This window comes from Streptomyces sirii, assembly GCF_045690365.1.
Lineage (GTDB): Bacteria > Actinomycetota > Actinomycetes > Streptomycetales > Streptomycetaceae > Streptomyces > Streptomyces sirii.
Window position 1 is genome coordinate 5,842,419 of record NZ_CP147982.1, and the last position, 20,559, is coordinate 5,862,977.

Sequence of the window (20,559 nt, forward strand, 5' to 3'; positions counted from 1 at the left end):
AGCTCCCCTGGTGCCCGGCCCACCCTTGAGGGGCGCGGGGCCACCGGACACGCTCTAGGGTCGGCGGGTGGCACTGATGCTGATGGTTCTCGCCGCCGCCTACGGGGCCGCGGCCGGGCTGCTCATACCGCGACCCGCCCACCGGATGGCCGTCGAGCCCGAGGAGCAGTGGCGCGCGGTCTGTCCCGGCGGGCATCCGATCACGGGGGCGGCACGCGGCTGGCTGGGGCGGGGGCGCTGTGCGCGGTGCGGCGCGTACGGGCCGGGGGCGCTGCCGACGGCGACGGCCACCGCCGCGGTCTGCGCGGCCCTGGCGGTGGTCACCGGGCCCCGGCCGGAACTCGCCGCCTGGCTGGTGATGGCGCCGGTCGCGGTGCTGATGACGATCGTCGACTGGCGGGTGCGGCGCCTCCCGGACGCGCTGACGCTGCCGCTCGTGCTGATCCTGGCGGGGGCGCTGGGGCTGGTCGGCCTGCTGACGGGGGAGACCGGGGCCTGGCGGCGGGCGCTGCTCGGCGGTCTGCTCCTCGCCGCGGCCTACCTCCTGCTCTACGTGGTCAACCCGTCGGGCATCGGGCTGGGGGACGTCAAGCTGGCGGCCGGACTGGGGGTCGCCCTTGGGTGGTACGGCTGGCGCACCCTCGTCACCGGAGGCGCGGCGGGGGTGCTGCTCGGCGCGCTCTACGGGGCGGGGCTGCTGCTCGTCCGGCCCGGCGCCCGCAAAACGGCCATGCCACTCGGGCCATTCATGATCATTGGGGCGTTCGGCGGGCTGCTGCTGGGCGCCGCCGCGGCCGACTGACCCACCCCCGCTCCCGTCCCGCGCGAAGCCGCCCGCACCCGCCGGAGTGATCTGGGCCACGCCGTGGCGCGCGCCGGTGCACGCAGCACACCCTTCGCGGGGTTATGGTGGAAACCCCCCCTCGGGCCGGTCCGTATCCCCCCCACGGACCGGCCCGCTTTTGTTTCCGCGGCCGGCCTAGCGCCGGGCCCAGATGTTCACGCCGTCCGTCGTCTTCGCGAACTCGTCGATCTCGGCCAGTTCGGCGTCCGTGATCCTGGGAGCGTCGAGGGCGGCGATATTGGCCTCCAACTGGGCGACGCTGCTGGCGCCGATGAGGGCGGAGGTCATCCGGTCGTCGCGCAGCACCCAGCCGAGGGCGAGCTGGGCCAGGGACTGGCCGCGACGGGCGGCGATGTCGTTCAGGCCGCGCAGGCGCCGTACGACCTCGTCGGAGAGCAGGTTCGGGTCCAGGGACTTGCCCAGGGAGGCCCGGGAGCCCTCGGGGATGCCGTGCAGGTACTTGTCGGTGAGCATGCCCTGCGCCAGTGGAGCGAAGGAGATGCAGCCCATGCCCTCGTCCTCGAGGGTGTCCAGCAGCAGGTCGTCCTCGATCCAGCGGTTGATCATCGAGTACGAGGGCTGGTGGATCAGCGCGGGGACACCCATGTCGCGCAGGATGCCGGCCGCCGTACGGGTCTGCTCGGCGTTGTAGGACGAGACCCCGGCGTACAGCGCCTTGCCCTGCTGGACCGCGGACGCCAGCGCGCCCATCGTCTCCTCCAGCGGAGTGTCCGGATCGAAACGGTGCGAGTAGAAGATATCGACGTAATCGACACCCATCCGCTTCAGCGACGCATCCAGTGACGAGAGCAGATATTTCCGCGAACCCCATTCGCCGTAGGGGCCCGGGTGCATCAGATATCCGGCCTTCGTCGAGAGAATCATCTCGTCGCGGTAGCCGCGGAAGTCCTGCGCGAAGATCTTTCCGAAGTTCAGCTCGGCCGACCCGGGTGGCGGACCGTAGTTGTTGGCCAGATCGAAGTGGGTGACGCCCAGGTCGAAGGCCCGGCGCAGGATGGCGCGCTGGGAGCTCAGGGTGCGGTCGTCCCCGAAGTTGTGCCAGAGTCCAAGGGAGACCGCGGGGAGTTTGAGTCCGCTGCGGCCCGTTCGCCGATACTTCATCGAGTCGTAGCGGGAATCCGCGGCGCGGTAGTCGGTGCCAGTCATGCTCATCTCCCTATCACGTACCTGTGACATACCTGATTGGGCTGTTGTGACAGCCGAGAAGTAAAGTTGCCCACTTGAGGCGACGGGGCGACCGCCATTCGGCACGGAGGGGCTGGACCACACATGCTGCGAACTTCCGGGGTGCGCATCCCGTATCCGCCTGCACTGCGCAATCTGGTCTACCGGCTGTACGCGCGACGGGTGGAGGGCCGCCTGGACCACGCCCAGGTGCCCAAGCACATCGGCGTCATCCTGGACGGCAACCGCCGCTGGGCGCGGGCCGACGGGCGGACCGCCGAGCAGGGCCACCAGGCGGGTGCCGCCAAGATCGGTGAACTGCTGGGCTGGTGCGAGGAGACCGAGGTCGAGGTCGTCACGCTGTGGCTGCTGTCGACGGACAACCTCGACCGGCCCGAGGCCGAGCTGACCCCGCTGCTGGGCATCATCGAGAACACCGTGCGCGATCTGGCCGCCGACGGCCGCTGGCGGGTGCACCACGTGGGCAACCGGGACCTCCTCCCCGAGGCCACCCAGAAGGTGCTCAAGGAGTCCGAGCAGGCCACCGTCGACAACAGCGGCATTCTGGTGAACGTGGCCGTGGGCTACGGCGGCCGGCAGGAGATCGCGGACGCGGTGCGGTCGCTGCTGCTGGACCACGCCGAGCGCGGCACCTCCTTCGAGGAGCTGGCCGAGATCGTCGACATCGACCTGATCTCCGAGCACCTCTACACCCGCGGTCAGCCGGACCCGGACCTGGTGATCCGTACCAGCGGCGAGCAGCGGCTGTCGGGCTTCATGCTGTGGCAGAGCGCCCATTCGGAGTACTACTTCTGCGAGGTCTTCTGGCCGGCCTTCCGGAAGGTCGACTTCCTGCGCGCGCTGCGCGACTACGCGGCCCGGCACCGCCGCTACGGCTTCTAGGGCGTACGGCTCGTCCCGGGGCGTACCCGCTCGTTCCAGGACGTACGGCTCGAACGCCCGGCGCCGCGTGAGGCGGCTCCGGGCCGTCCGGCCGCGGGACCGCCACGGACCCGCGGCGGGTGCGTTTCTGACGCACCCTCTCCCGGCGGTCACCCCGGTGGGCTCCGCTTTCCCTCGTGATCAGGCGTAACCAAAGGTTCATCGCCCGTGCGTCATATGCCGTGGCATGGGGGCGGGGGTTCGAGGGAATATCCCTTCCAGGTCGGCGTCCGGAACAAGCCATCGGGCGCCGCATCTCAGCGGACGGCATGGGGCCGTCCGCCCGGGAGGCCCTTTGCACATCACGGAGAGCCGTGCGCACCGCACGGGCGACGCGAGGGGCCGGCGCTCGGCCCGCACGTCGTGGCCTGAGCCCGGTCCGGTCACAAGATGGCCGGGGGTCCCGGGGGCTTCGCCCTCCGGGAGCACACCGCCCCGCGACGCCGTCGCACCCCAACCTCATCCGAGGGGGTTCGTCCACCCGTGGTGAACAGCAAGCAGCGCCGTGTGAACGACCGGCGCACTTATGTCCTCGACACCAGTGTGCTGCTGGCGGATCCAGGCGCCATGGCCCGCTTCGACGAGCACGAGGTCGTGCTGCCGGTCGTGGTGGTCACGGAGTTGGAGGCCAAGCGGCACCATCCCGAGCTCGGCTACTTCGCACGGCAGGCGCTGCGGCTGCTGGACGAGTACCGAGTCCAGTTCGGGCGGCTGGACGCGCCCATCCCCATCGGGGAGCTCGGCGGAACGCTCCGGGTCGAACTGAACCACTCCGACCCCGGGATCCTGCCGGCGGCCTTCCTCAACGGCCACCGCTACGGCGACAACGACTCGCGGATCCTCGCCGTCGCCCGCAACCTCCAGGCCGAGGGGTTCGACGTCACGGTCGTCTCCAAGGACCTGCCGATGCGCATCAAGGCGTCCTCGGTGGGCCTGCTGGCCGAGGAGTACCGCGCCGAGCTGGCGATCACCGACTCCGGCTGGACGGGCATGGCCGAGCTGACCGTCCCCGCGGACCAGGTGGACGACCTGTTCGCCGACGAGACCGCGTACGTACCGGGAGCCTCCGAACTTCCGGTGCATACCGGACTCGTGCTCCAGTCCGAGCGCGGCCGGGCGCTCGGCCGGGTCACCGCGGAGGGCGCGGTCCGGCTGGTGCGCGGCGACCGGGAGGCGTTCGGCATCCACGGCCGCAGCGCCGAACAGCGGATCGCGCTGGACCTGCTGCTCGACCCCGAGGTCGGCATCGTCTCGATGGGTGGCCGGGCCGGTACGGGCAAGTCGGCGCTGGCGCTGTGCGCGGGCCTGGAGGCCGTGTTGGAGCGCCGGCAGCACCGCAAGGTGATGGTGTTCCGCCCGCTGTACGCCGTCGGCGGGCAGGAGCTGGGCTATCTGCCGGGCAGCGAGGCGGAGAAGATGAGCCCCTGGGCGCAGGCCGTCTTCGACACGCTGTCCGCGGTGACCACGAAGGACGTCATCGAAGAGGTGGTGGGGCGCGGCATGCTGGAGGTGCTGCCGCTGACCCATATCCGGGGGCGGTCGCTGCACGACGCGTTCGTCATCGTGGACGAGGCCCAGTCCCTTGAGCGGAATGTGCTTTTGACGGTTCTGTCCCGGATCGGGGCCAACTCCCGGGTGGTGCTGACGCATGACGTGGCCCAGCGCGACAACCTCCGGGTCGGCCGGCACGACGGTGTCGTCGCGGTCGTCGAGAAGCTGAAGGGGCACCCGCTCTTCGCGCATGTCACGCTGAACCGCTCGGAGCGGTCGCCGATTGCGGCACTGGTGACCGAAATGCTGGAGGACGGCCGGATCTGACCGATTGTCCGAATCTGACCCTCTGTGGGGTCGCGCCGCCCGGTGAGGCGAAGGAGCTTAGCCGGGCGGCGTTCTGCTGCGTGCGGATATCCGGAAATCCTTGGAGGCAAACAAGGTGTGAGCTTTCACACCCGGCCGGGAATTGATTCCCGGTGTGTCGTTCGGGCAGAGTCTGGGTCCTGTCAGGCCCCGCATACGGCACACACACCCCTCGGGGTGCCTCCGGTCGAGCGAACGTGAGACCGGGGGAGGTGTAAATCCACGAACTTCATAGCGAGTCGTCGTATGCCGCCCGAAAGCACCACGCGGACCCCGAGGGGGACGTACCGGGCCAGTGCCTCCCGTGACCAGTCGGTCCCGCCCGCTCAACAGGGACCGGAACAAGGGGAGGCCAGCGTCAGGGGCACGATTGCGTCCGCGAGGTCACCTAAGCGGGCGATGCTGGAAGGAAAACGTGTGAGCCGGATCTCGGTCCGGGGATTCGCCGTGGCATCCGCCACCGCGGTCACCACCGTCGGCGCCGTAGTCGGCGTCGCCGCAGGACAGCCCGCCTCGGTCGGCAACGCCGAGGCCGCCGCTGCCGATGCGACGATCGCCGACATCCCCGCGGGCGCTCAGGCGCAGGTGCAGACGGCTTCCCTGACGCAGCAGGCGGACGACCAGTCCACCCAGGCGGACGCGGCAGCCCTCAAGTCCGCACAGGAAGCCGCCCGCAAGGCAGCCGCGGAGACCGCACAGAGCAAGAAGGACGCCGCGGACGAGGCGAAGGCCAAGAAGGACGCCGAGGCGCGCAAGAAGAAGGAGCTGGCCGCGTCCCGCTCCGACGCGCGCGACGACCTGGGCGACCTGGTCGGCAAGAGCTCGTACTCCATCGCCGACACGCAGGCCATCGCACGTCAGATGGTGGCGGGCGACCAGTTCCAGTGCTTCAGCAACATAGTGGACCACGAGTCCGGCTGGAACTACCAGGCCACCAACGCCTCCTCGGGCGCCTACGGGCTCGTGCAGGCGCTGCCCGGCTCCAAGATGGCCTCGGCCGGCTCCGACTGGCAGACGAACCCGGCAACCCAGATCAAGTGGGGCCTGAACTACATGAACGACCGCTACGGCAGCCCCTGCGGCGCCTGGTCGTTCTGGCAGGCCAACAACTGGTACTAGGCCCGCCGGCCGCACCACGGCACATCCGAAACCCCCGAACGCGACCGCGTCGGGGGTTTCGCGCATCCCGCACAGGTAACGTCGTGCCGTCAGTGTGTGGTGCGTGGGAGGGGAAGAGGAAGGGACATGTCCAGATTGCCTCAGTGGGTCGGTGGCCTCGGCGCCGGTCTGACGCGGCTCTCGCAGCGGCTGGAGGACCAGCGCCGCCGCGCGGAGGCCGCGGCGGCGGCCGGGGACCCGGAGGAGCTGAGGCGTGCCGAGCGCGCTGAGGCGCGCCCGGCCAACGGTTCGCCGGCCAATGGTTCACCGGCCAACGGTTCACCAGCCGGTGACGGCCCGGTGGGTACGTTCATCGCCACCCGCCCGGCGCGGCGGGTACCGGAGCCGGCGGACGGGGTGCCGCACCCCGGCGCCGAGCCCGAGCCGCCGGCGGCCGCCCCGCGTCCGCCGGAGTCCGTGCCCGCGCCGCCCGCCTACGCCCCGGCCGTCGCGGCCCGCCCCGACCCGGTGGCCGCCGTGCCGTGGGGCGTACGGGTCGCCGCCGAGGTCGGCTGGCGGCTGCTGGTGCTTGCGGCCACGCTGTGGGTGCTGGCGCGCGTCATCACCAGCATCGAACTGGTCGTGCTGTCGTTCGTCGCGGCGATGCTGATCACCGCGCTGCTGCAGCCGACGGTGGGCTGGCTGCGCGGGCGCGGGCTGCCGCGCGGGCCGGCGACCGCGCTGACCTTCATCGGCGGCTTCGTCATCATGGGCCTGGTCGGCTGGTTCGTCGTGTGGCAGGTCCAGGACAACATCGACTCGGTGTCCAGCCGTATCCAGGAGGGCATCACCGAGCTCAAGGGCTGGCTGCTGAAGAGCCCGTTCCATGTGACCGAGGGTCAGATCAACAGCATCGCCAAGAACCTGCAGGACGCGATCGGCGCCAACACCGAGGCGATCACCACGGCCGGACTGGAGGGCGTCACCGTCGTCCTCGAGGTGTTCACCGGCATTCTGCTGGCGATGTTCACCACGCTCTTCCTGCTCTACGACGGGCGGCGGATCTGGGAGTGGGTGCTCAAGCTGGTGCCGGGCGCGGCCCGCGAGGGTGTGGCGGGCGCCGGGCCGCGGGCCTGGCGGACCCTGACGGCCTATGTGCGCGGCACGGTCATCGTGGCGCTCATCGACGCCATCTTCATCGGCATCGGCCTGTACTTCCTCAATGTGCCGCTGGCCGTTCCGCTCGCCGTGTTCATCTTCCTGTTCGCCTTCATCCCGCTGATCGGTGCGGTGGTCTCGGGCGCGCTGGCGTGCGTCGTCGCGCTGGTGACCCAGGGCGTCTTCCAGGCCCTGATGGTGCTGGCGGTGGTCCTGGCGGTCCAGCAGATCGAGGGCCACGTCCTGCAGCCGTTCATCCTGGGCCGGGCGGTGCGGGTCCATCCGCTGGCGGTGATCCTCTCGGTCGCCGCGGGCGGACTGGTCGCGGGCATCGGCGGCGCGGTCGTCGCCGTCCCCCTGGTGGCGGTCACCAACACCGTCGTCGGCTATCTGCGGTCGTACTCGCGGGAGCAGGCGGTGCGGATGTCGGTGGCGCCCCGCGGAGCCACCGCGATCGGTGTGGCCCCGACGCCGCCCCCGGTGAAGCGCGCGCCCGAGGAGTCCGGCGGCTGAGCCACCGGAGCCTGCCGGGTGCCCGGCAGGTGCAGGGAGGTCCACACACGCGAAACCCCGCGGGACACACCGTGTCCCGCGGGGTTTCGTATGAGCGTTGCGTTGCCGATTACTCGGCGAGCGCGGCCTCGGCGTCCAGCGTGGCGCCGACGGCCTGCAGGACGGACGCGATCTTCACGGCCTCCTGGATCGTCTCGCGGTCCACACCGGCCTTGCGCAGCACCTGCTCGTGCGAGTCCAGGCACATACCGCAGCCGTTGATGGCCGAGACGGCCAGCGACCACAGCTCGAAGTCGACCTTGTCCACGCCCGGGTTGCCGATGACGTTCATCCGCAGGCCGGCGCGCAGGGTGCCGTACTCCGGGTCCGACAGCAGGTGCCGGGTCCGGTAGAAGACGTTGTTCATCGCCATGATGGCGGCGGCCGACTTGGCGGCGGTGTACGCCTCGGCGGAGAGGTTCGCCTTCGCCTCGGGCTCCAGCTCGCGCAGCACCTTCGGCGAGCGCGAGGCGATCGCGCAGGCGAGCACCGTGCCCCACAGCTGCTGCTGCGGCAGGTCGCTGTTGCCGATCACCGAACCGAGGTTCAGCTTCAGGTCCTTGGCGTAGTCCGGAACAGCGGACTTCAGGTCATCGAGAGCCATGGGTGTCACTCACCGGCCAGCAGGGAGACCGCGTCGAGGGTGTCCTCGCCCTTGCTCCAGTTGCACGGGCACAGCTCGTCCGTCTGGAGGGCGTCGAGGACCCGCAGGACCTCCTTGGGGTTACGGCCGACGGAGCCGGCGGTCACCATCGTGAACTGGATCTCGTTGTTCTGGTCGACGATGAAGACGGCGCGCTGCGCGAAGCCGTCCTCGCCCTCGATGCCCAGGTCGCGCATCAGCTCGTGCTTGGAGTCGGCGAGCATCGGGAAGGGCAGGTCGGTCAGGTCCGGGTGGTCCTTGCGCCAGGCGTGGTGCACGAACTCGGAGTCGCCGGAGAAGCCGAGGATCTGGGCGTCACGGTCGGCGAACTCGTCGTTCAGCTTGCCGAAGGCCGCGATCTCGGTCGGGCACACGAAGGTGAAGTCCTTGGGCCATGCGAAGACGATCTTCCACTTGCCCTCGTAGGTCTTGTGGTCGATCTGCTCGAACTCCTTGCCCTTCTCCAGCGAGACGCAGGCAGTGAGGTCGAACTCGGGGAACTTGTCACCGACAGTGAGCACAGGCTCTCCTTGTTGCACAGAAAGTCCCTTGTGGGGTCTTTCGGTCTTTTCCTTGAGGCTTGGACGGTTGACACCCTGGCACAGCTGGCATTGATCAGGGAAATAGCTAGACTGGTTGATGTTGATCGGAGGTGGTTATCAGTGGCTTCACCGGCGAGTCAGGGCGGCCGGCCCCGCCAGCCCAGCCTGGCGCAGCTGCGGGCGTTCGCCGCGGTGGCCGAGCATCTGCACTTCCGTGAGGCGGCGTCCGAGATCGGAATGAGCCAGCCCGCGCTGTCCGGTGCCGTCTCGGCCCTGGAGGAGGCGCTCGGCGTGCAGCTCCTGGAGCGTACGACCCGCAAGGTGCTGCTCTCGCCGGCGGGGGAGCGGGTGGCGGCCCGTGCCCGAGCGGTCCTGGAGGCCGTCGGCGATCTGATGGAGGAGGCGGAGGCGGCCCGCGCCCCCTTCACGGGAGTGCTGCGCCTCGGCGTCATCCCGACCGTCGCGCCGTACCTCCTGCCGGCCGTACTGCGCCTGGTCCACGACGCCTACCCCGACCTGGACCTCCAGGTGCACGAGGAGCAGACCGCCTCCCTCCTGGACGGCCTGGCCCACGGCCGCCTCGATCTGCTCCTGCTGGCCGTTCCCCTCGGCGTCCCCCAGGTCACCGAACTCCCGCTCTTCGACGAGGACTTCGTCCTGGTCGCCCCCAAGGAGCACTGGCTCGGCGGCCGCGGCGACATCCCCCGCCAGGCCCTGCGGGAACTGGACCTGCTGCTGCTCGACGAGGGCCACTGCCTGCGCGACCAGGCCCTGGACATCTGCCGCGAGGCGGGGCGGGACGAGAAGACCCCCGTGACGACGAGTGCGGCGGGCCTGTCCACGCTGGTGCAACTGGTGGCCGGCGGGCTGGGCGTGACCCTGCTCCCGCGCACCGCGCTCCGCGTGGAGACCGCCCGCAACGACCAGCTCACGACCGGCTACTTCGCCGACCCGGCCCCGTCCCGGCGGATCGCCCTGGCCATGCGCGCGGGCGCCGCCCGGCAGGAGGAGTTCGAGCAGTTCGCCCAGGCACTGCGGGGGGCGCTGCGGGGGCTGCCGGTGCGGATGGTGAAGGGGTGAGGAGTCAGGCTTCGCGTGGGTTGCGGCGCCTAGCGTCTTCCAGCACCTGCGCGACGTCCAAGGTGACCTCGGCGCCGATCGATTCGGGCAGGGTGACCTTCTCCCTGGCCATATGGATGTGGTGTACGGCGTAGCCGTCCTCAATGGGTTCGGTGAGGACATGGAGTCGATCGTGCTTGCGATCAACGATCACATAGACAGGTACCCTCGCTGCTCCGTAAGCCGCGACCTTCTTGCGCAGGTCGTTGGCGTAGTTCCCGGATGTGATCTCAAGGACCATCCGGAACGATGCCGGGTCGACGCACTCGTACTCGACGATGTGTTCCTCGGCATCGGCGTCCACCACGGAAAGGTCGGGCATGGCGAAGTTCTCCCGGCCGTCCGGCAGCCACAGGCCGACACCTTCGAGGACCAGAGTCTCACCGCGGTTCAGTCCCGCCGCGGCAAAGGTGTCCCGCAGGCTGGACAGCCCCTTCGCGTGGGCAAAGTCCGGGGGTGGGGTCACGGTGAGAACGCCTCCGAGGATCTCGACGCGGTAGCCGGGGAGCTGCTCCATGAGCTGGTCGGCCTGTTCGAGGAGCGTCAGTGACCTGTGGCCTGGCGTGTAAGGACCCTCGACAGCTGCTGCGGACATTGCATGCCTCCCGTTGGCTGGTGCCGAGGCCATCATCGTAGGCACGGGCGCCCGCACGCGTCTTGCACGACAGCGTTCACCCGTTCGAGCAAGCGGGCGCCCCAGGGGTCGTCCTACGCCTCGGTCGTCGCGCGGGTGTAGGTCAGGAAGGCGGCGCCGCTCTTGAGGACCGTGTGGTCGGTCAGGTCCCAGGTGCGCGGGTCGAAGGCGGTGTCACGGGAGAAGAGGGGGATGCCGTTTCCGATGGTGAGGGGGCCCAGCTTGATCAGGAGCTGGTCGATCTCCGGGTAGAGGACGCCGGCGAGTTCGCTGCCGCCCATCAGCCAGATGTCCTTGCCCTCCTCGGCCTTCAGCTCGCGCACCTTGGCGACCGGGTCGGTGGCGACCAGTTCCACGGCCGGATCCGGGCTCTGGGCGAGGGTGCGGGAGAAGACGAGGTGGCGCAGGTGGGGGTAGGCGTCGGTGAGGCCGGCGCGGAGGCCGATCTCGTAGGTGCGGCGGCCTTCGAGGACGGTGTCGAAACGGGTGCCCTCCGCGGTGACGCCGAGGGCCGAGCGGGCCTGCACGGGCAGGATCTCGGGGAGTTCGGCGATCAGGTGCTCCAGGTAGTCCTCGGCGATCGGCCAGAAGCCGTCCGGGCCGGTGGGGTCGGCGCCGTCCGGGCCGGCGATGAAGCCGTCGAGGGTGGACGCGATGCAGTAGACGAGTCGGCGCGGTGCGCGCATGAGGAGCCCCCGGGTGTCGATCGGCGCCGAGGCGGCGCCGGTGTGGGGACATGATCTCCCATGATCATTCCGTCCGGAGGCCCTCGGGGCGCATCAGGCGCCACAGCAGCGGGAGGGAGAGCGCGGTGACGGTGAGGATGACGGCCCCGGCGGTGGCGGTGAGGGTGAGGATGCCCCACCAGTCGGGCAGCAGGGGCCGGTCGGCCATGCGCAGCAGCAGCGAGCCCAGCGCCAGGCCGCAGGTGAGGGCCAGGGCGAGGCCGAGGGCGACCGGCAGGGCGGTCTGCCACAGCAGCGAGCGCGCCAGTACGCCGCGAGGGGTGCCCAGGGCGTCCAGGGCGGACAACAGGCGGGCGCGTTCGCGGAGTTGCTCGACGGCGGTGATGAGCAGGCCGCAGCCGATGAGCAGCAGGACGGCCACCGCGCCGGCGGTCAGCGCGCGGCGGGTGAGGCCGAGGGTCTCGTCGGGGGCGGCGCTGCGGTAGACGCTGACCTCCGCCCGGGCGTCGATCCGGGCGGCGGTGTTGCGGAGGTGTTCGAGGGCGTCGGGATCGCCGGGGGCAAGCCGCGCCAGGACCGTGAGGGTGGGCCGGTGCAGCAGGGTGGGCGGCAGGGCCTTGGGGGTGGCCAGGACGGTGGGTGTGGGCAGCCCGAGGGGCGTGCCGCGGTCCGCGACGGTGGTGCGGCGGGCGGTGGACGGCACGGTCCAGACGGCGGGCGCCCGAGGGTCCGTCGGGCCGAGCGCCGGCTCCAGGGTCAGGCGTTCGCCGGGGCGGGGGCCGCCGCCCTCGGGACCCCCGGCCAGGAAGACGTCCCCGTCGGAGCAGGCGCCGATATGGGCCTGCTCGCGCAGCGTGGGGCAGTCGGCGACGGTGAACGGATAGGGCTCGGAGGCGGCGGAGGTGTCGGCGTCCGACCGCTGGTGCTGCGGGCGGTAGGTGTCCGCGTAGCCGGTGGCGAGCGTGCGGGTGGCGAGGACGCCCGGGGTGGCGTTCAGCAGGGCGGACATCCCGGGAGCCCGGTCGGCCGGCAGCGTGCCGTCCCGCGTGGTGACCTCGGTCCAGGGGGTGGTGGCGGAGGTCTCGCCGAGGCCGGTCCACACGCCGGCCAGGAGCAGTTGGACGGCGATGGCGCCGGCCACCGCGACGGTGATGCCGCTGACCGAACGGCTGGCCGCGGCGGAGGTCAACTGCAGGCGGCGGACGGCCAGTTGCCAGGCCTGGCCGCCGAACCCGGCACGGCCCAGACGGGCCACCGTGGCGTCCAGCAGCCAGGGCAGCAGCGCCGCGATGCCCAGCAGGAGCAGAGCGGTGCCGAGGATCAGCTGGGCACTGGCGGCGTCGCCGGAGCGCAGCCCGCCGGTCGCCTGCGGGAGCAGCAGTGCCACTCCGGTGGCGGGCAGCAGCGCCCGCCACCACAGCCGGCGGCGCAGCGGCGGCGCCGTACGGGACACGCCCAGCGGCTCGACGGTGACCCGACGCAGGGTCAGCAGGGTGACGGCGACCGCGCACAGGGGGACGGCGAGTGCGATGACGGCGGCCAGTACCGGGTCGGGGACCACGTCGGAGGGGAAGACGCCGAGGCCGAAGAGGGTGAGGGAGGACAGCGGGACGCGGACGGCGAGAAGGAGTGCGGCGCCGCCCAGCAGGCCCAGCAGGGCGCTGGTGAGGGTCTCGCCGGCGGCGATCCGGCGGGTGGTGCGGACATCGGCGCCGACCAGGCGGAGCGCCGCGAGCCGGCGGTCGCGGCGGTCGCCGCCGAAGCGTACGGCGGTGGCGATGAAGACGGCGACGGGGGCGAGCAGCGCGACACAGCCCGCGGTGATGGCCAGCACCACCGGGGGACTGGCCTGGAAGGGGGTGCCCCGGTCGCCGAACGCGGTGATCCGCTCGACCCCCGCGCCGGGCCCCCGCAGGCTGTCGCTGCCTTGGTAGTAGCTCAGTTCGGCGGGGTGGGTCAGGCCCGCGTCGCCGATCCGGCCCGTCACCCGCAGATGCGCGAAGCGCTCCTTGAGCAGCGCCCCGTCGGGGGAGGCGAGCAGCTCGGCGAGGGCGGGGGAGACGGCCAGTTCACCGGGGCCGGGGAGGCGGGACAGGCCGGGCGGGACGGGGGCGCGGATGCCTTCGGGCTGTACGAGGCGGCCGCCGAGGGCCCGGTCGTGGAAGGCGCCGCGCAGATCGGCGGTCAGCAGGGTGCGGTCCGAGGGGCCGGTGCCCTCCGCGGCGGGCACGACGGTGCGGGCCGCCTTGCGGTCGACGGCGGCGTGCAGCACCTGGGGTATGGCGGCCGCCAGAAGCAGGACGAAGACGCCCAGGCCGACGCCGAGCGCCGTCAGGGCGGTGCGCAGCAGCCCTTCGCGGCCGCCGGTGAGCGCGAAGCGGGCGCCCAGGGCGAGGTCGGTGCACCGGCGGCGGGGGCCCGCGCCCCGCCCCCGCCCCCGGTCCGGCCCGGACCGGTCCGGCGGCATCGGCGTGCTCACTCCGTCCGCAGCCCCTCCGGCCGCATCATCCGCCACAGCGGCGGCAGGCTCAGCGCCGTCACGAAGAAGATCACCCCGCCGCCGATTCCGGTCATCGCGCCGACCACCAGCCAGTCCACGACCACCGCGCTGTCGATGATCGACAGCAGCAGCGCGCCCAGCGCCAGCCCGCAGCCCAGCGCCAGGCCCAGGCCGAGCACCACCGGGATGGCCGTCTGCCACAGCACCGACCAGCCCAGGGTGGCGCGGCGGGTGCCGTACGCGTCGAGGGTGGACAGCAGGCGCCGCCGCTCGTAGAGCTGCTCGACGGTGGAGATGATCAGGCCCGCGCCGATCAGCAGCAGGGTGATCACGGCGCCGACGAACAGGCCGTTGCGGACGCTGGTGTACTGCTCGTCGTGCGGGTTGTCGACCGCGGAGAACTCGTTCATCGCCGGGGCGATCCGGGCCGCGGTGTTGCGGATGTGCTCCACCGCGTCCGGGGTGGCGCGGTCGAAGTCGACCTTCAGTTCCATGGTGGCGCCGTCGAGCCGGGCCGGGTCGATCGCGGACGGGGTGACCAGCAGGTCGTACATGAGGCGGTCGGAGCCGGGCTCGGGCGAGAGCAGCCGGGCGGGGCGGGCGGTGCCGGGGATCTTCCAGGGGCGCGGCGCCACCGGGTCGTCCTCGCCGAGCGGGGCGTTGAGGTCGAGGGTCGCGCCGGGCCGCGTGGCGGCGTCGCGGTGCGGGGCGTCGGTGAGGTAGACGTCGCCGTCCCGGCAGGAGCCCAGGCGGGCCAGTTTGCGCAGTTCGGCGCAGCTGCCGACGGCGAGAGTGGTGGGCGGTGCGTCGGACGCGGGCGGGTGGCCGGCGGTCGGCATCCGGCCGGCGAGTGCGTCGACGGTGCCGCGGACCGCGGTCACCCCGGGGGTGGCGCGCAGCGCGGTCAGCGCCCGCTCGGTCCGCTGCCAGTCCTTGGCGTTGCCCCACAGGCCGATCCGCGGGACCTTGCCGGACTCGGCGTAGGCGTGCGCGTAGCCGGCCTGCATCCCCGTCATCAGCATGTGGATCGCGATCGCGCCGGCCACCGCGACGGTGATCCCGCTGACCGCGCGGGTGGCCGAGCCGCTGCTCAGCTGCAGGCGGCGGACGGCCAGTTGCCAGGGGACCGGGCCGCCGTGCAGCCGACCGACCACCGCGTCCACCAGCCAGGGCAGCAGGGCGGTGACACCGAACAGCAGCAGCATCGCACCGGCCGCGAGCCGGAAGGTGGCCAGCGGGGTGCCGGCCCAGGGCCGCTCCCAGATCAGCGGGACCAGCAGCGCGGCCCCCACCACGGGCAGTGCGAGCCGCCACCACAGCCGGCGTCGCACGGGCGGGCGGTCGCGGACGACGCCCAGCGGCTCGACGGTGACGGCGCGTTGGGCGAACAGGGTCACCAGGACCGCCGCCGCCGGGACCAGCAGCGCGATCAGGGCCGCGGCCAGCGGGCCCGGTGTCAGGTCCGAGGGGAAGACGTTGATGTCCCAGAGCGTGATCACCGAGGCGAACCGGCGGCCGCCCAGGAACAGCGCGGTGCCCCCGACGAGCCCCAGCAGCGCCCCGAACAACGCCTCGCCGGAGGCGATCCGGCGGGTGGTGCGGACATCGGCGCCGACCAGGCGCAGCGCGGCCAGCCGGCGTTCGCGGCGCTCGTTGCCGAACCGTACGGACGTCCCGATGAAGACCATCACCGGCGTCAGCAGCGCCACACACGTCATGATCACCAGCAGCACGGCGGGCGCCTGCATCGGCGTCGGCTCCCAGCTCTTGCCGAAGTGGTCGATGCGGTAGCCGTCGGGCGCGGCCAGGGTGGCGCTCTGCGCGAAGAAGGTCAGCTCCTGCGGGCCGAGCAGGCCCCGGTCGCCGATGGTGCCGGCGGTCTCGTAGTGCAGCCGGTCGCGCAGCAGGGCGCCCTCGGGGGAGTCCAGCAGCTCCTTGAGCGCGGGGGAGACCAGCATCCGGCCCGGACCGGGCAGTTGCCGCACGCCGGGCGGCAGCGGCGGATGCGCGCCGTCGGGGCGCACCAGCCGGCCGCGGACCGGCGTACCGCGGAAGGTCGTGTCGACCGAGGTGTAGCGCAGGGTGTTGTCGGTGGGTCCGGGCTCATGGCGCTGGCCGAGGTTCTCGCGGTCCTGCTCCCGGCCGTGCCAGGAGTCCATCATGGCCGGGACGGACGAGCCGAGCAGCAGCACGGCCACGCCCAGGGCGACGCCGGCCGCGGTCAGCGCCGTACGGATCCAGCCCTCGCGGCCGCCGCCGGCCGCGAACCGCATGCCCATGAGGAGGTCGCGGGCCCAGACGCCGGGGCCGCCGCGCGGGGCGGCGGGCGGCTCGGACGAGGCGGGCACGCGCTCGCCGCCGCGCCCGCCGCCGGTGCCGGCGGGGGAGCGCAGCAGGCTCATATCAAGCCCGCCAGCATGTCCTTCACTTTGCCGTCGCGGACGACGATCTCCCGGTCGGAGTAGGCGGCGACCCGGGATTCATGGGTCACCAGGACGACCGCGGCACTGGTGTCGCGGGCGGCGTCGGTCAGCAGGGTCAGTACGCGTTCGCCGTTGAGCGAGTCCAGGGCGCCGGTGGGCTCGTCGGCGAAGATCACTCGGGGGCGGCCGACCAGCGCGCGGGCGACCGCGATCCGCTGGCCCTGTCCGCCGGAGAGTTCGCCGGGCCGCCGGCCGTGCACGGAGTCGACCTCCAGGCGCTCCAGCCACTCGCGGGCCCGTCGTTCGGCGTCCTTGCGTTTGGTGCCGTTCAGGCGCAGGGGTAGGGCGACGTTCTCCAGGGCGGTCAACTCGGGTACGAGTTGGCCGAATTGGAAGACGAAGCCGAAGTCGGTGCGGCGCAGGGCGCTGCGCTGGGCGTCGCTCATGGCGGTCAGTTCGTGGTCGCCGTAGCGGACGGTGCCGGAGTCCGGGCCGATGATGCCGGCCAGGCAGTGCAGCAGGGTCGACTTGCCGGAGCCGGAGGGGCCCATGACGGCGACGACCTCGCCGGGGTGGATGGAGAACTCCACGCCGTCCAGCGCGGGCGTGGGGCCGTACGCCTTGCACAGCCCCTCCGCCGCGAGCAGGGATCCCTCCGGCGTCATGCGCGGACCGCCTCCGCCAGCTTGCCGAGCCGAGCGGCGGTCAGCTCCAGCCAGCGCAGATCGGCCTCCAGATGGAACAGCGCGTGGTCGCAGATCAGCTGGTCGGCGAGGTCGCCGCCGCGCTTGCGCTCGGTCAGTCCGCGCATCAGCCGCAGATGCTCGGCGCGCTGGGTGTCCAGCAGCTCGGCGGCGTCGCGGTCGGTCAGCAGCGCCAGGACGACCTTGGTGTAGAGCGTCGACTGCAGATACGGCTCGGGCTTCTCGGGACGGGCCAGCCACTGGGCGACGTCGGTGATACCGGCGTCGGTGATCGCGTACCGCTTGCGCTCCGGGCCGGCGCCGGCCTCCACGCCGTCGACCTCCACCAGGCCGTTCTTCAGCAGCCGGGACATCGTGGAGTAGACCTGCCCGTAGTGCAGCGGGCGGTCCTGGCCGAAGTGTTCGTCGAAGGCCCGCTTGAGGTCGTAGCCATGGCGGGGACCGGACTCCAGGAGGCCCAGCAGCGTATGACCGATTGACATGCCGACCACCTTACTCGTGGGTGTATCGCTGGTGTATACGCACGCTGTATAGAGGCGGTCCCGGAGCCCTTGTACCCGGGCCCCGGGACGCCGGTCACTCCGTCCGCAGCCCGTCGGGGCGCATCATCCGCCACAGCGGCGGCAGGCTGAAGAGGGTGACCAGCACGACGAGTGCGGCGCCGGCCGCGGGCAGCGGCCAGACCACCGACCAGTCGAAGGTCGACTTGCCCGCCATCCTCAAGAGCGCCACACCCAGCCCGGCACCGCCCGCCAGCGCCAGGGCGAGCCCCAGGGCGACGGGGACCGCGGTCTGCCACAGCACCGACCAGCCGAGCGTCGCCCGCCGGGTGCCGAACGCCACCAGCACCGACAGCAGCCGGCGCCGCTCGCGCAGTTGCTCCAGCGTCGTCACCAGCATGCTGGCGGCGATCAGCGCCAGCGTCGCGGTGGCGGCGACCAGCAGCCCGGTGCGCACACTGGAGAACTGCTTGTCGCGCTCCAGACTCTGCAGCGTGCCGACGCTCATCAGCGGGTCGATCCGGGCGGCGGTGTTGCGGACGTACTCGGCGGCGTCGCCGACCAGCGGATCGGTCTTCACCATCGCGCGGGCCGTCGGGTCGTCCAGCGCGGCGGTGTTCAAGGCGCCCGGGGTCGCGAAGACACCGAAGGCCATCTGGCCCGAGGGGTCCTTGCGGGAGTCGACGACGCGGGCGGACCTCGGGATGGTCCACAGCCGCGGCTCGCGGCCGGGTTCGCCGGTGGTCACGTCCCGGTTCAGCAGCACCCGGGCGCCGGGCCGTGCGGTTTGGAAGATGTAGTCGCTGTCCACCATGCCGTTGCTGTCCTTGACGACGAAGGCGTCGCCGTCCTTGCAGGAGCCGGTGTGCGCCAGCTCGCGCAGGGTGGGGCAGTCGCCGACGGTGAGCTGGGTGGTCGGGGCGAAGTCCTCGCCCTTGCGCACCGGGCCGGGCCGGGAGGCGGAGGCCTCGATGGTCGCGATGACGCCGCGTACGCCCTCGGTGCGGCGGAACTCGCCGATCATCTTCCGGATCGTGGCGACGTCGTGGGACGGCAGGGTCACACTCAGCTGCGCCCGGTCGGGATCCTGCCCGGTGACCTTCATGAAGTCCTGCTGGATCGCGGAGAAGAACAGCTGCAGGGCGATGGCCCCGGCGACCGCGACGGTGATGCCGCTGACCGCGCGGGCCGCGGCCCCGCTGCCCAGCTGGAGCCGGCGGGTGGCCAGCTGCCAGGGCACCGGGCCGCCGGTGAGGCGCCCCACCGCCGCCTCGACGACCCACGGCAGCAGCAGCGTGATGCCGAACAGCATCAGCACCGCGCCGCCCGCGATCAGATACGGGTTGACCGGTCCGTCGTCGCCGCCGACCGGCCCGTTGGCCAGCAGCAGGGCGACGCCCACGAGCGGCACCGGCAGCCGCCACCACAGCCGGCGCCGCCGCCCGGCGCTGTTGCGCACCACGCCCAGCGGTTCGATGGCCACCCCGCGCAGCGCGAAGAGCGTGACGCCGACGGCGCAGAGCGGGACGGCGAGGGCGACCAGCGCCGCCAGAGCCGGGGCCGGCGTCAGATCGCCGGGGAAGGCGTTGACGTCCCAGACGGTGACCGAGCCGGCCGCCTGCCGTACGGCCAGGAACATCGCGGTGCCCAGCAGCAGCCCGCAGAGCGCGCCGAACAGCGCCTCCCCGGCGGCCGTCCAGCGCACCGTCCGGGTGTCGGCGCCGATCAGCCGCAGCGCCGCCAGCCGCCGGTCGCGCCGCTCGCCGCCGAAGCGGACCGCGGTGGCGATGAAGATGGCCACCGGCATCAGCAGCACCACACAGGCCACGATGATCAGCACCAGCAGCACCGGATCCATCGGCCGGGGCTCGGTCCGGCTGCCGAAACCGTCGATGCGGAAGGCGCCGTGCTCGGTGCCGCGGGCGTCGCTGACCGCGTAGTACGCCAGCTCGCCCGGCCCGGCCAGGCCCGGCTCGGTAATGGTGCCGGCGGGTGTGAAGTGCAGCCGCTCGCGCAGCAGCCTGCCCTCCGGCGCCGAGAGCAGCTCCGCGAGCGCGGGGGAGACCACCATCTCGCCGTTGCGCGGCAGTTCGCCTACACCGGGCGGGGCGGGGGCGCGGGGGCCGTCGGGGCGCAGCAGCGCGCCCTTGACGGACTGGCCGCGGAAGGAGGTTCCGGCCTCGGCGTACAGCAGGGTGGACTCGGAGCGCTTGACCGGCTGCTCGCCGGCGACGGCCGCCCGGGCGTCGCCGCGCTGCTGCCGGGCGTCGAGGATGTGCGGGATCGAGGCGGCGCCGAGCAGCAGCATCACCCCCAGCCCCACTCCGATGGCCGTCAGGACCGTACGGACCCAGCCCTCGCGGCCGCCGCCGGCCGCGAAGCGTACGCCCATGGCAAGGCTGCGGGCCCTCATGCCGCGCCCGCCGTCTCCCGGGCCACGCCGTCGCGGACGACGATCTCCCGGTCGGAGTAGGCGGCGACCCGGGCCTCGTGGGTGACCAGGACGACGGCGGCCCGGGTGTCGCGGGCGGCCTCGGTCAGCAGGGTCATCACCCGCTCACCGTTGAGCGAGTCCAGGGCACCGGTGGGCTCGTCGGCGAAGACCACCCGGGGGGTGCCGGCCAGGGCCCGGGCGACGGCGACCCGCTGGCCCTGTCCGCCGGAGACCTCGCCGGGCCGCTTGTCCCGGACGTCGTCGACCTCCAGGCGCTCCAGCCAGGTGCGGGCCTTTCGTTCGGCGTCCTTGCGTTTGGTGCCGTTCAGGCGCAGGGGTAGGGCGACGTTCTCCAGGGCGGTCAACTCGGGTACGAGTTGGCCGAATTGGAAGACGAAGCCGAAGTCGGTGCGGCGCAGGGCGCTGCGTCGGGCGTCGCTCATGGCGGTCAGTTCGTGGTCGCCGTAGCGGACGGTGCCGGAGTCCGGGCCGATGATGCCGGCCAGGCAGTGCAGCAGGGTCGACTTGCCGGAGCCGGAGGGGCCCATGACGGCGACGACCTCGCCGGGGTGGATGGAGAAGTCCGCGCCGTCGAGAGCGGGCGTGGGGCCGTACGCCTTGTGCAGTGCGCGGGCGTCGAGCAGGGAACCGGCCGGGGTCATCCGCGAGCCTCCGGGAGTGCGGGCAGGGGGCATCGCCCTGTGTGTCCTGTGGGCATGCCGAGCACTCTACATGAGG

17 protein-coding genes are annotated in these 20,559 nt (G+C 72.2%); 6 read left to right on the top strand and 11 right to left on the bottom strand.

Translation table 11 applies throughout. From position 1 onward, the window contains the following. Window positions 1-76 precede the first annotated feature (76 nt). Window positions 77-802 carry a prepilin peptidase gene (locus WAB15_RS26465; protein WP_399150532.1) on the top strand — a complete coding sequence of 242 codons (726 nt, stop codon included), beginning with the start codon at window positions 77-79 and terminating at the stop codon, window positions 800-802. A 177-nt stretch (window positions 803-979) separates the two neighbouring features. Here the strand turns inward: WAB15_RS26465 and mgrA are convergent, their stop codons facing one another. Continuing rightward, window positions 980-2,011: an L-glyceraldehyde 3-phosphate reductase gene (gene mgrA, locus WAB15_RS26470; protein ID WP_399150474.1), complete on the bottom strand. Its 1,032-nt coding sequence runs from the start codon at window positions 2,009-2,011 to the stop codon at window positions 980-982. 123 nt (window positions 2,012-2,134) lie between these two features. On the opposite strand from mgrA, the gene WAB15_RS26475 reads away from it, so the two are divergent. The 4 genes from WAB15_RS26475 (at window position 2,135) to WAB15_RS26490 (ending at window position 7,597) form a co-directional block, all read left to right on the top strand. Continuing rightward, on the top strand, window positions 2,135-2,932 hold the full coding sequence (locus tag WAB15_RS26475; protein WP_407287783.1) for an isoprenyl transferase: 798 nt from the start codon (window positions 2,135-2,137) through the stop codon (window positions 2,930-2,932). 522 nt (window positions 2,933-3,454) lie between these two features. Then, a complete protein-coding gene (locus tag WAB15_RS26480; protein WP_399150476.1) occupies window positions 3,455-4,789 on the top strand; it encodes a PhoH family protein in 1,335 nt (444 codons plus the stop codon). 438 nt (window positions 4,790-5,227) lie between these two features. After that, window positions 5,228-5,947, top strand: a complete 720-nt coding sequence (locus WAB15_RS26485; protein WP_407287784.1) for a transglycosylase SLT domain-containing protein — start codon at window positions 5,228-5,230, stop codon at window positions 5,945-5,947. A gap of 126 nt (window positions 5,948-6,073) precedes the next feature. Continuing rightward, complete coding sequence (locus WAB15_RS26490) at window positions 6,074-7,597, top strand: AI-2E family transporter (RefSeq protein WP_399150478.1); 1,524 nt, start codon at window positions 6,074-6,076, stop codon at window positions 7,595-7,597. 109 nt (window positions 7,598-7,706) lie between these two features. On the opposite strand, the gene WAB15_RS26495 is transcribed toward WAB15_RS26490, so the two are convergent. Together WAB15_RS26495 and WAB15_RS26500 are read right to left on the bottom strand one after the other, a co-directional pair. Next, window positions 7,707-8,240: an alkyl hydroperoxide reductase gene (locus WAB15_RS26495; RefSeq protein ID WP_384432387.1), complete on the bottom strand. Its 534-nt coding sequence runs from the start codon at window positions 8,238-8,240 to the stop codon at window positions 7,707-7,709. A gap of 5 nt (window positions 8,241-8,245) precedes the next feature. Then, on the bottom strand, window positions 8,246-8,800 hold the full coding sequence (locus tag WAB15_RS26500) for a peroxiredoxin (RefSeq protein ID WP_407287785.1): 555 nt from the start codon (window positions 8,798-8,800) through the stop codon (window positions 8,246-8,248). 141 nt (window positions 8,801-8,941) lie between these two features. Between WAB15_RS26500 and WAB15_RS26505 the strand changes: the two genes are divergently transcribed. After that, window positions 8,942-9,901, top strand: a complete 960-nt coding sequence (locus tag WAB15_RS26505; RefSeq protein ID WP_407287786.1) for a hydrogen peroxide-inducible genes activator — start codon at window positions 8,942-8,944, stop codon at window positions 9,899-9,901. Between the two features lie 4 nt (window positions 9,902-9,905). Here WAB15_RS26505 and WAB15_RS26510 read toward each other — a convergent pair whose 3' ends face one another. The 8 genes from WAB15_RS26510 to WAB15_RS26545 form a co-directional block, all read right to left on the bottom strand. Beyond that, window positions 9,906-10,535, bottom strand: coding sequence for a Uma2 family endonuclease (locus tag WAB15_RS26510; RefSeq protein WP_399150482.1), 630 nt, complete (start codon window positions 10,533-10,535; stop codon window positions 9,906-9,908). Window positions 10,536-10,648: 113 nt separating this feature from the next. Continuing rightward, the gene (locus WAB15_RS26515) at window positions 10,649-11,260 is read right to left on the bottom strand and encodes a dihydrofolate reductase family protein (protein WP_399150483.1); all 612 of its coding nucleotides are present in this window, start codon (window positions 11,258-11,260) and stop codon (window positions 10,649-10,651) included. 64 nt (window positions 11,261-11,324) lie between these two features. Then, window positions 11,325-13,739, bottom strand: a complete 2,415-nt coding sequence (locus WAB15_RS26520; protein WP_407287787.1) for an FtsX-like permease family protein — start codon at window positions 13,737-13,739, stop codon at window positions 11,325-11,327. After that, window positions 13,736-16,162 carry an FtsX-like permease family protein gene (locus WAB15_RS26525; RefSeq protein ID WP_407287788.1) on the bottom strand — a complete coding sequence of 809 codons (2,427 nt, stop codon included), beginning with the start codon at window positions 16,160-16,162 and terminating at the stop codon, window positions 13,736-13,738. The genes WAB15_RS26520 and WAB15_RS26525 overlap by 4 nt, the downstream gene beginning before the upstream one ends. After that, window positions 16,159-16,848 carry an ABC transporter ATP-binding protein gene (locus WAB15_RS26530; RefSeq protein WP_399150486.1) on the bottom strand — a complete coding sequence of 230 codons (690 nt, stop codon included), beginning with the start codon at window positions 16,846-16,848 and terminating at the stop codon, window positions 16,159-16,161. Before WAB15_RS26530 ends, WAB15_RS26525 begins: the two co-directional genes overlap by 4 nt. Next, complete coding sequence (locus WAB15_RS26535) at window positions 16,845-17,369, bottom strand: PadR family transcriptional regulator (protein WP_399150487.1); 525 nt, start codon at window positions 17,367-17,369, stop codon at window positions 16,845-16,847. Before WAB15_RS26535 ends, WAB15_RS26530 begins: the two co-directional genes overlap by 4 nt. 94 nt (window positions 17,370-17,463) lie before the next feature. Next, complete coding sequence (locus tag WAB15_RS26540) at window positions 17,464-19,800, bottom strand: FtsX-like permease family protein (protein ID WP_407287789.1); 2,337 nt, start codon at window positions 19,798-19,800, stop codon at window positions 17,464-17,466. Then, entirely contained in the window at window positions 19,797-20,483 is a 687-nt protein-coding gene (locus WAB15_RS26545; protein WP_407287790.1) for an ABC transporter ATP-binding protein, read from the bottom strand. The genes WAB15_RS26540 and WAB15_RS26545 overlap by 4 nt, the downstream gene beginning before the upstream one ends. Window positions 20,484-20,559 lie beyond the last annotated feature (76 nt).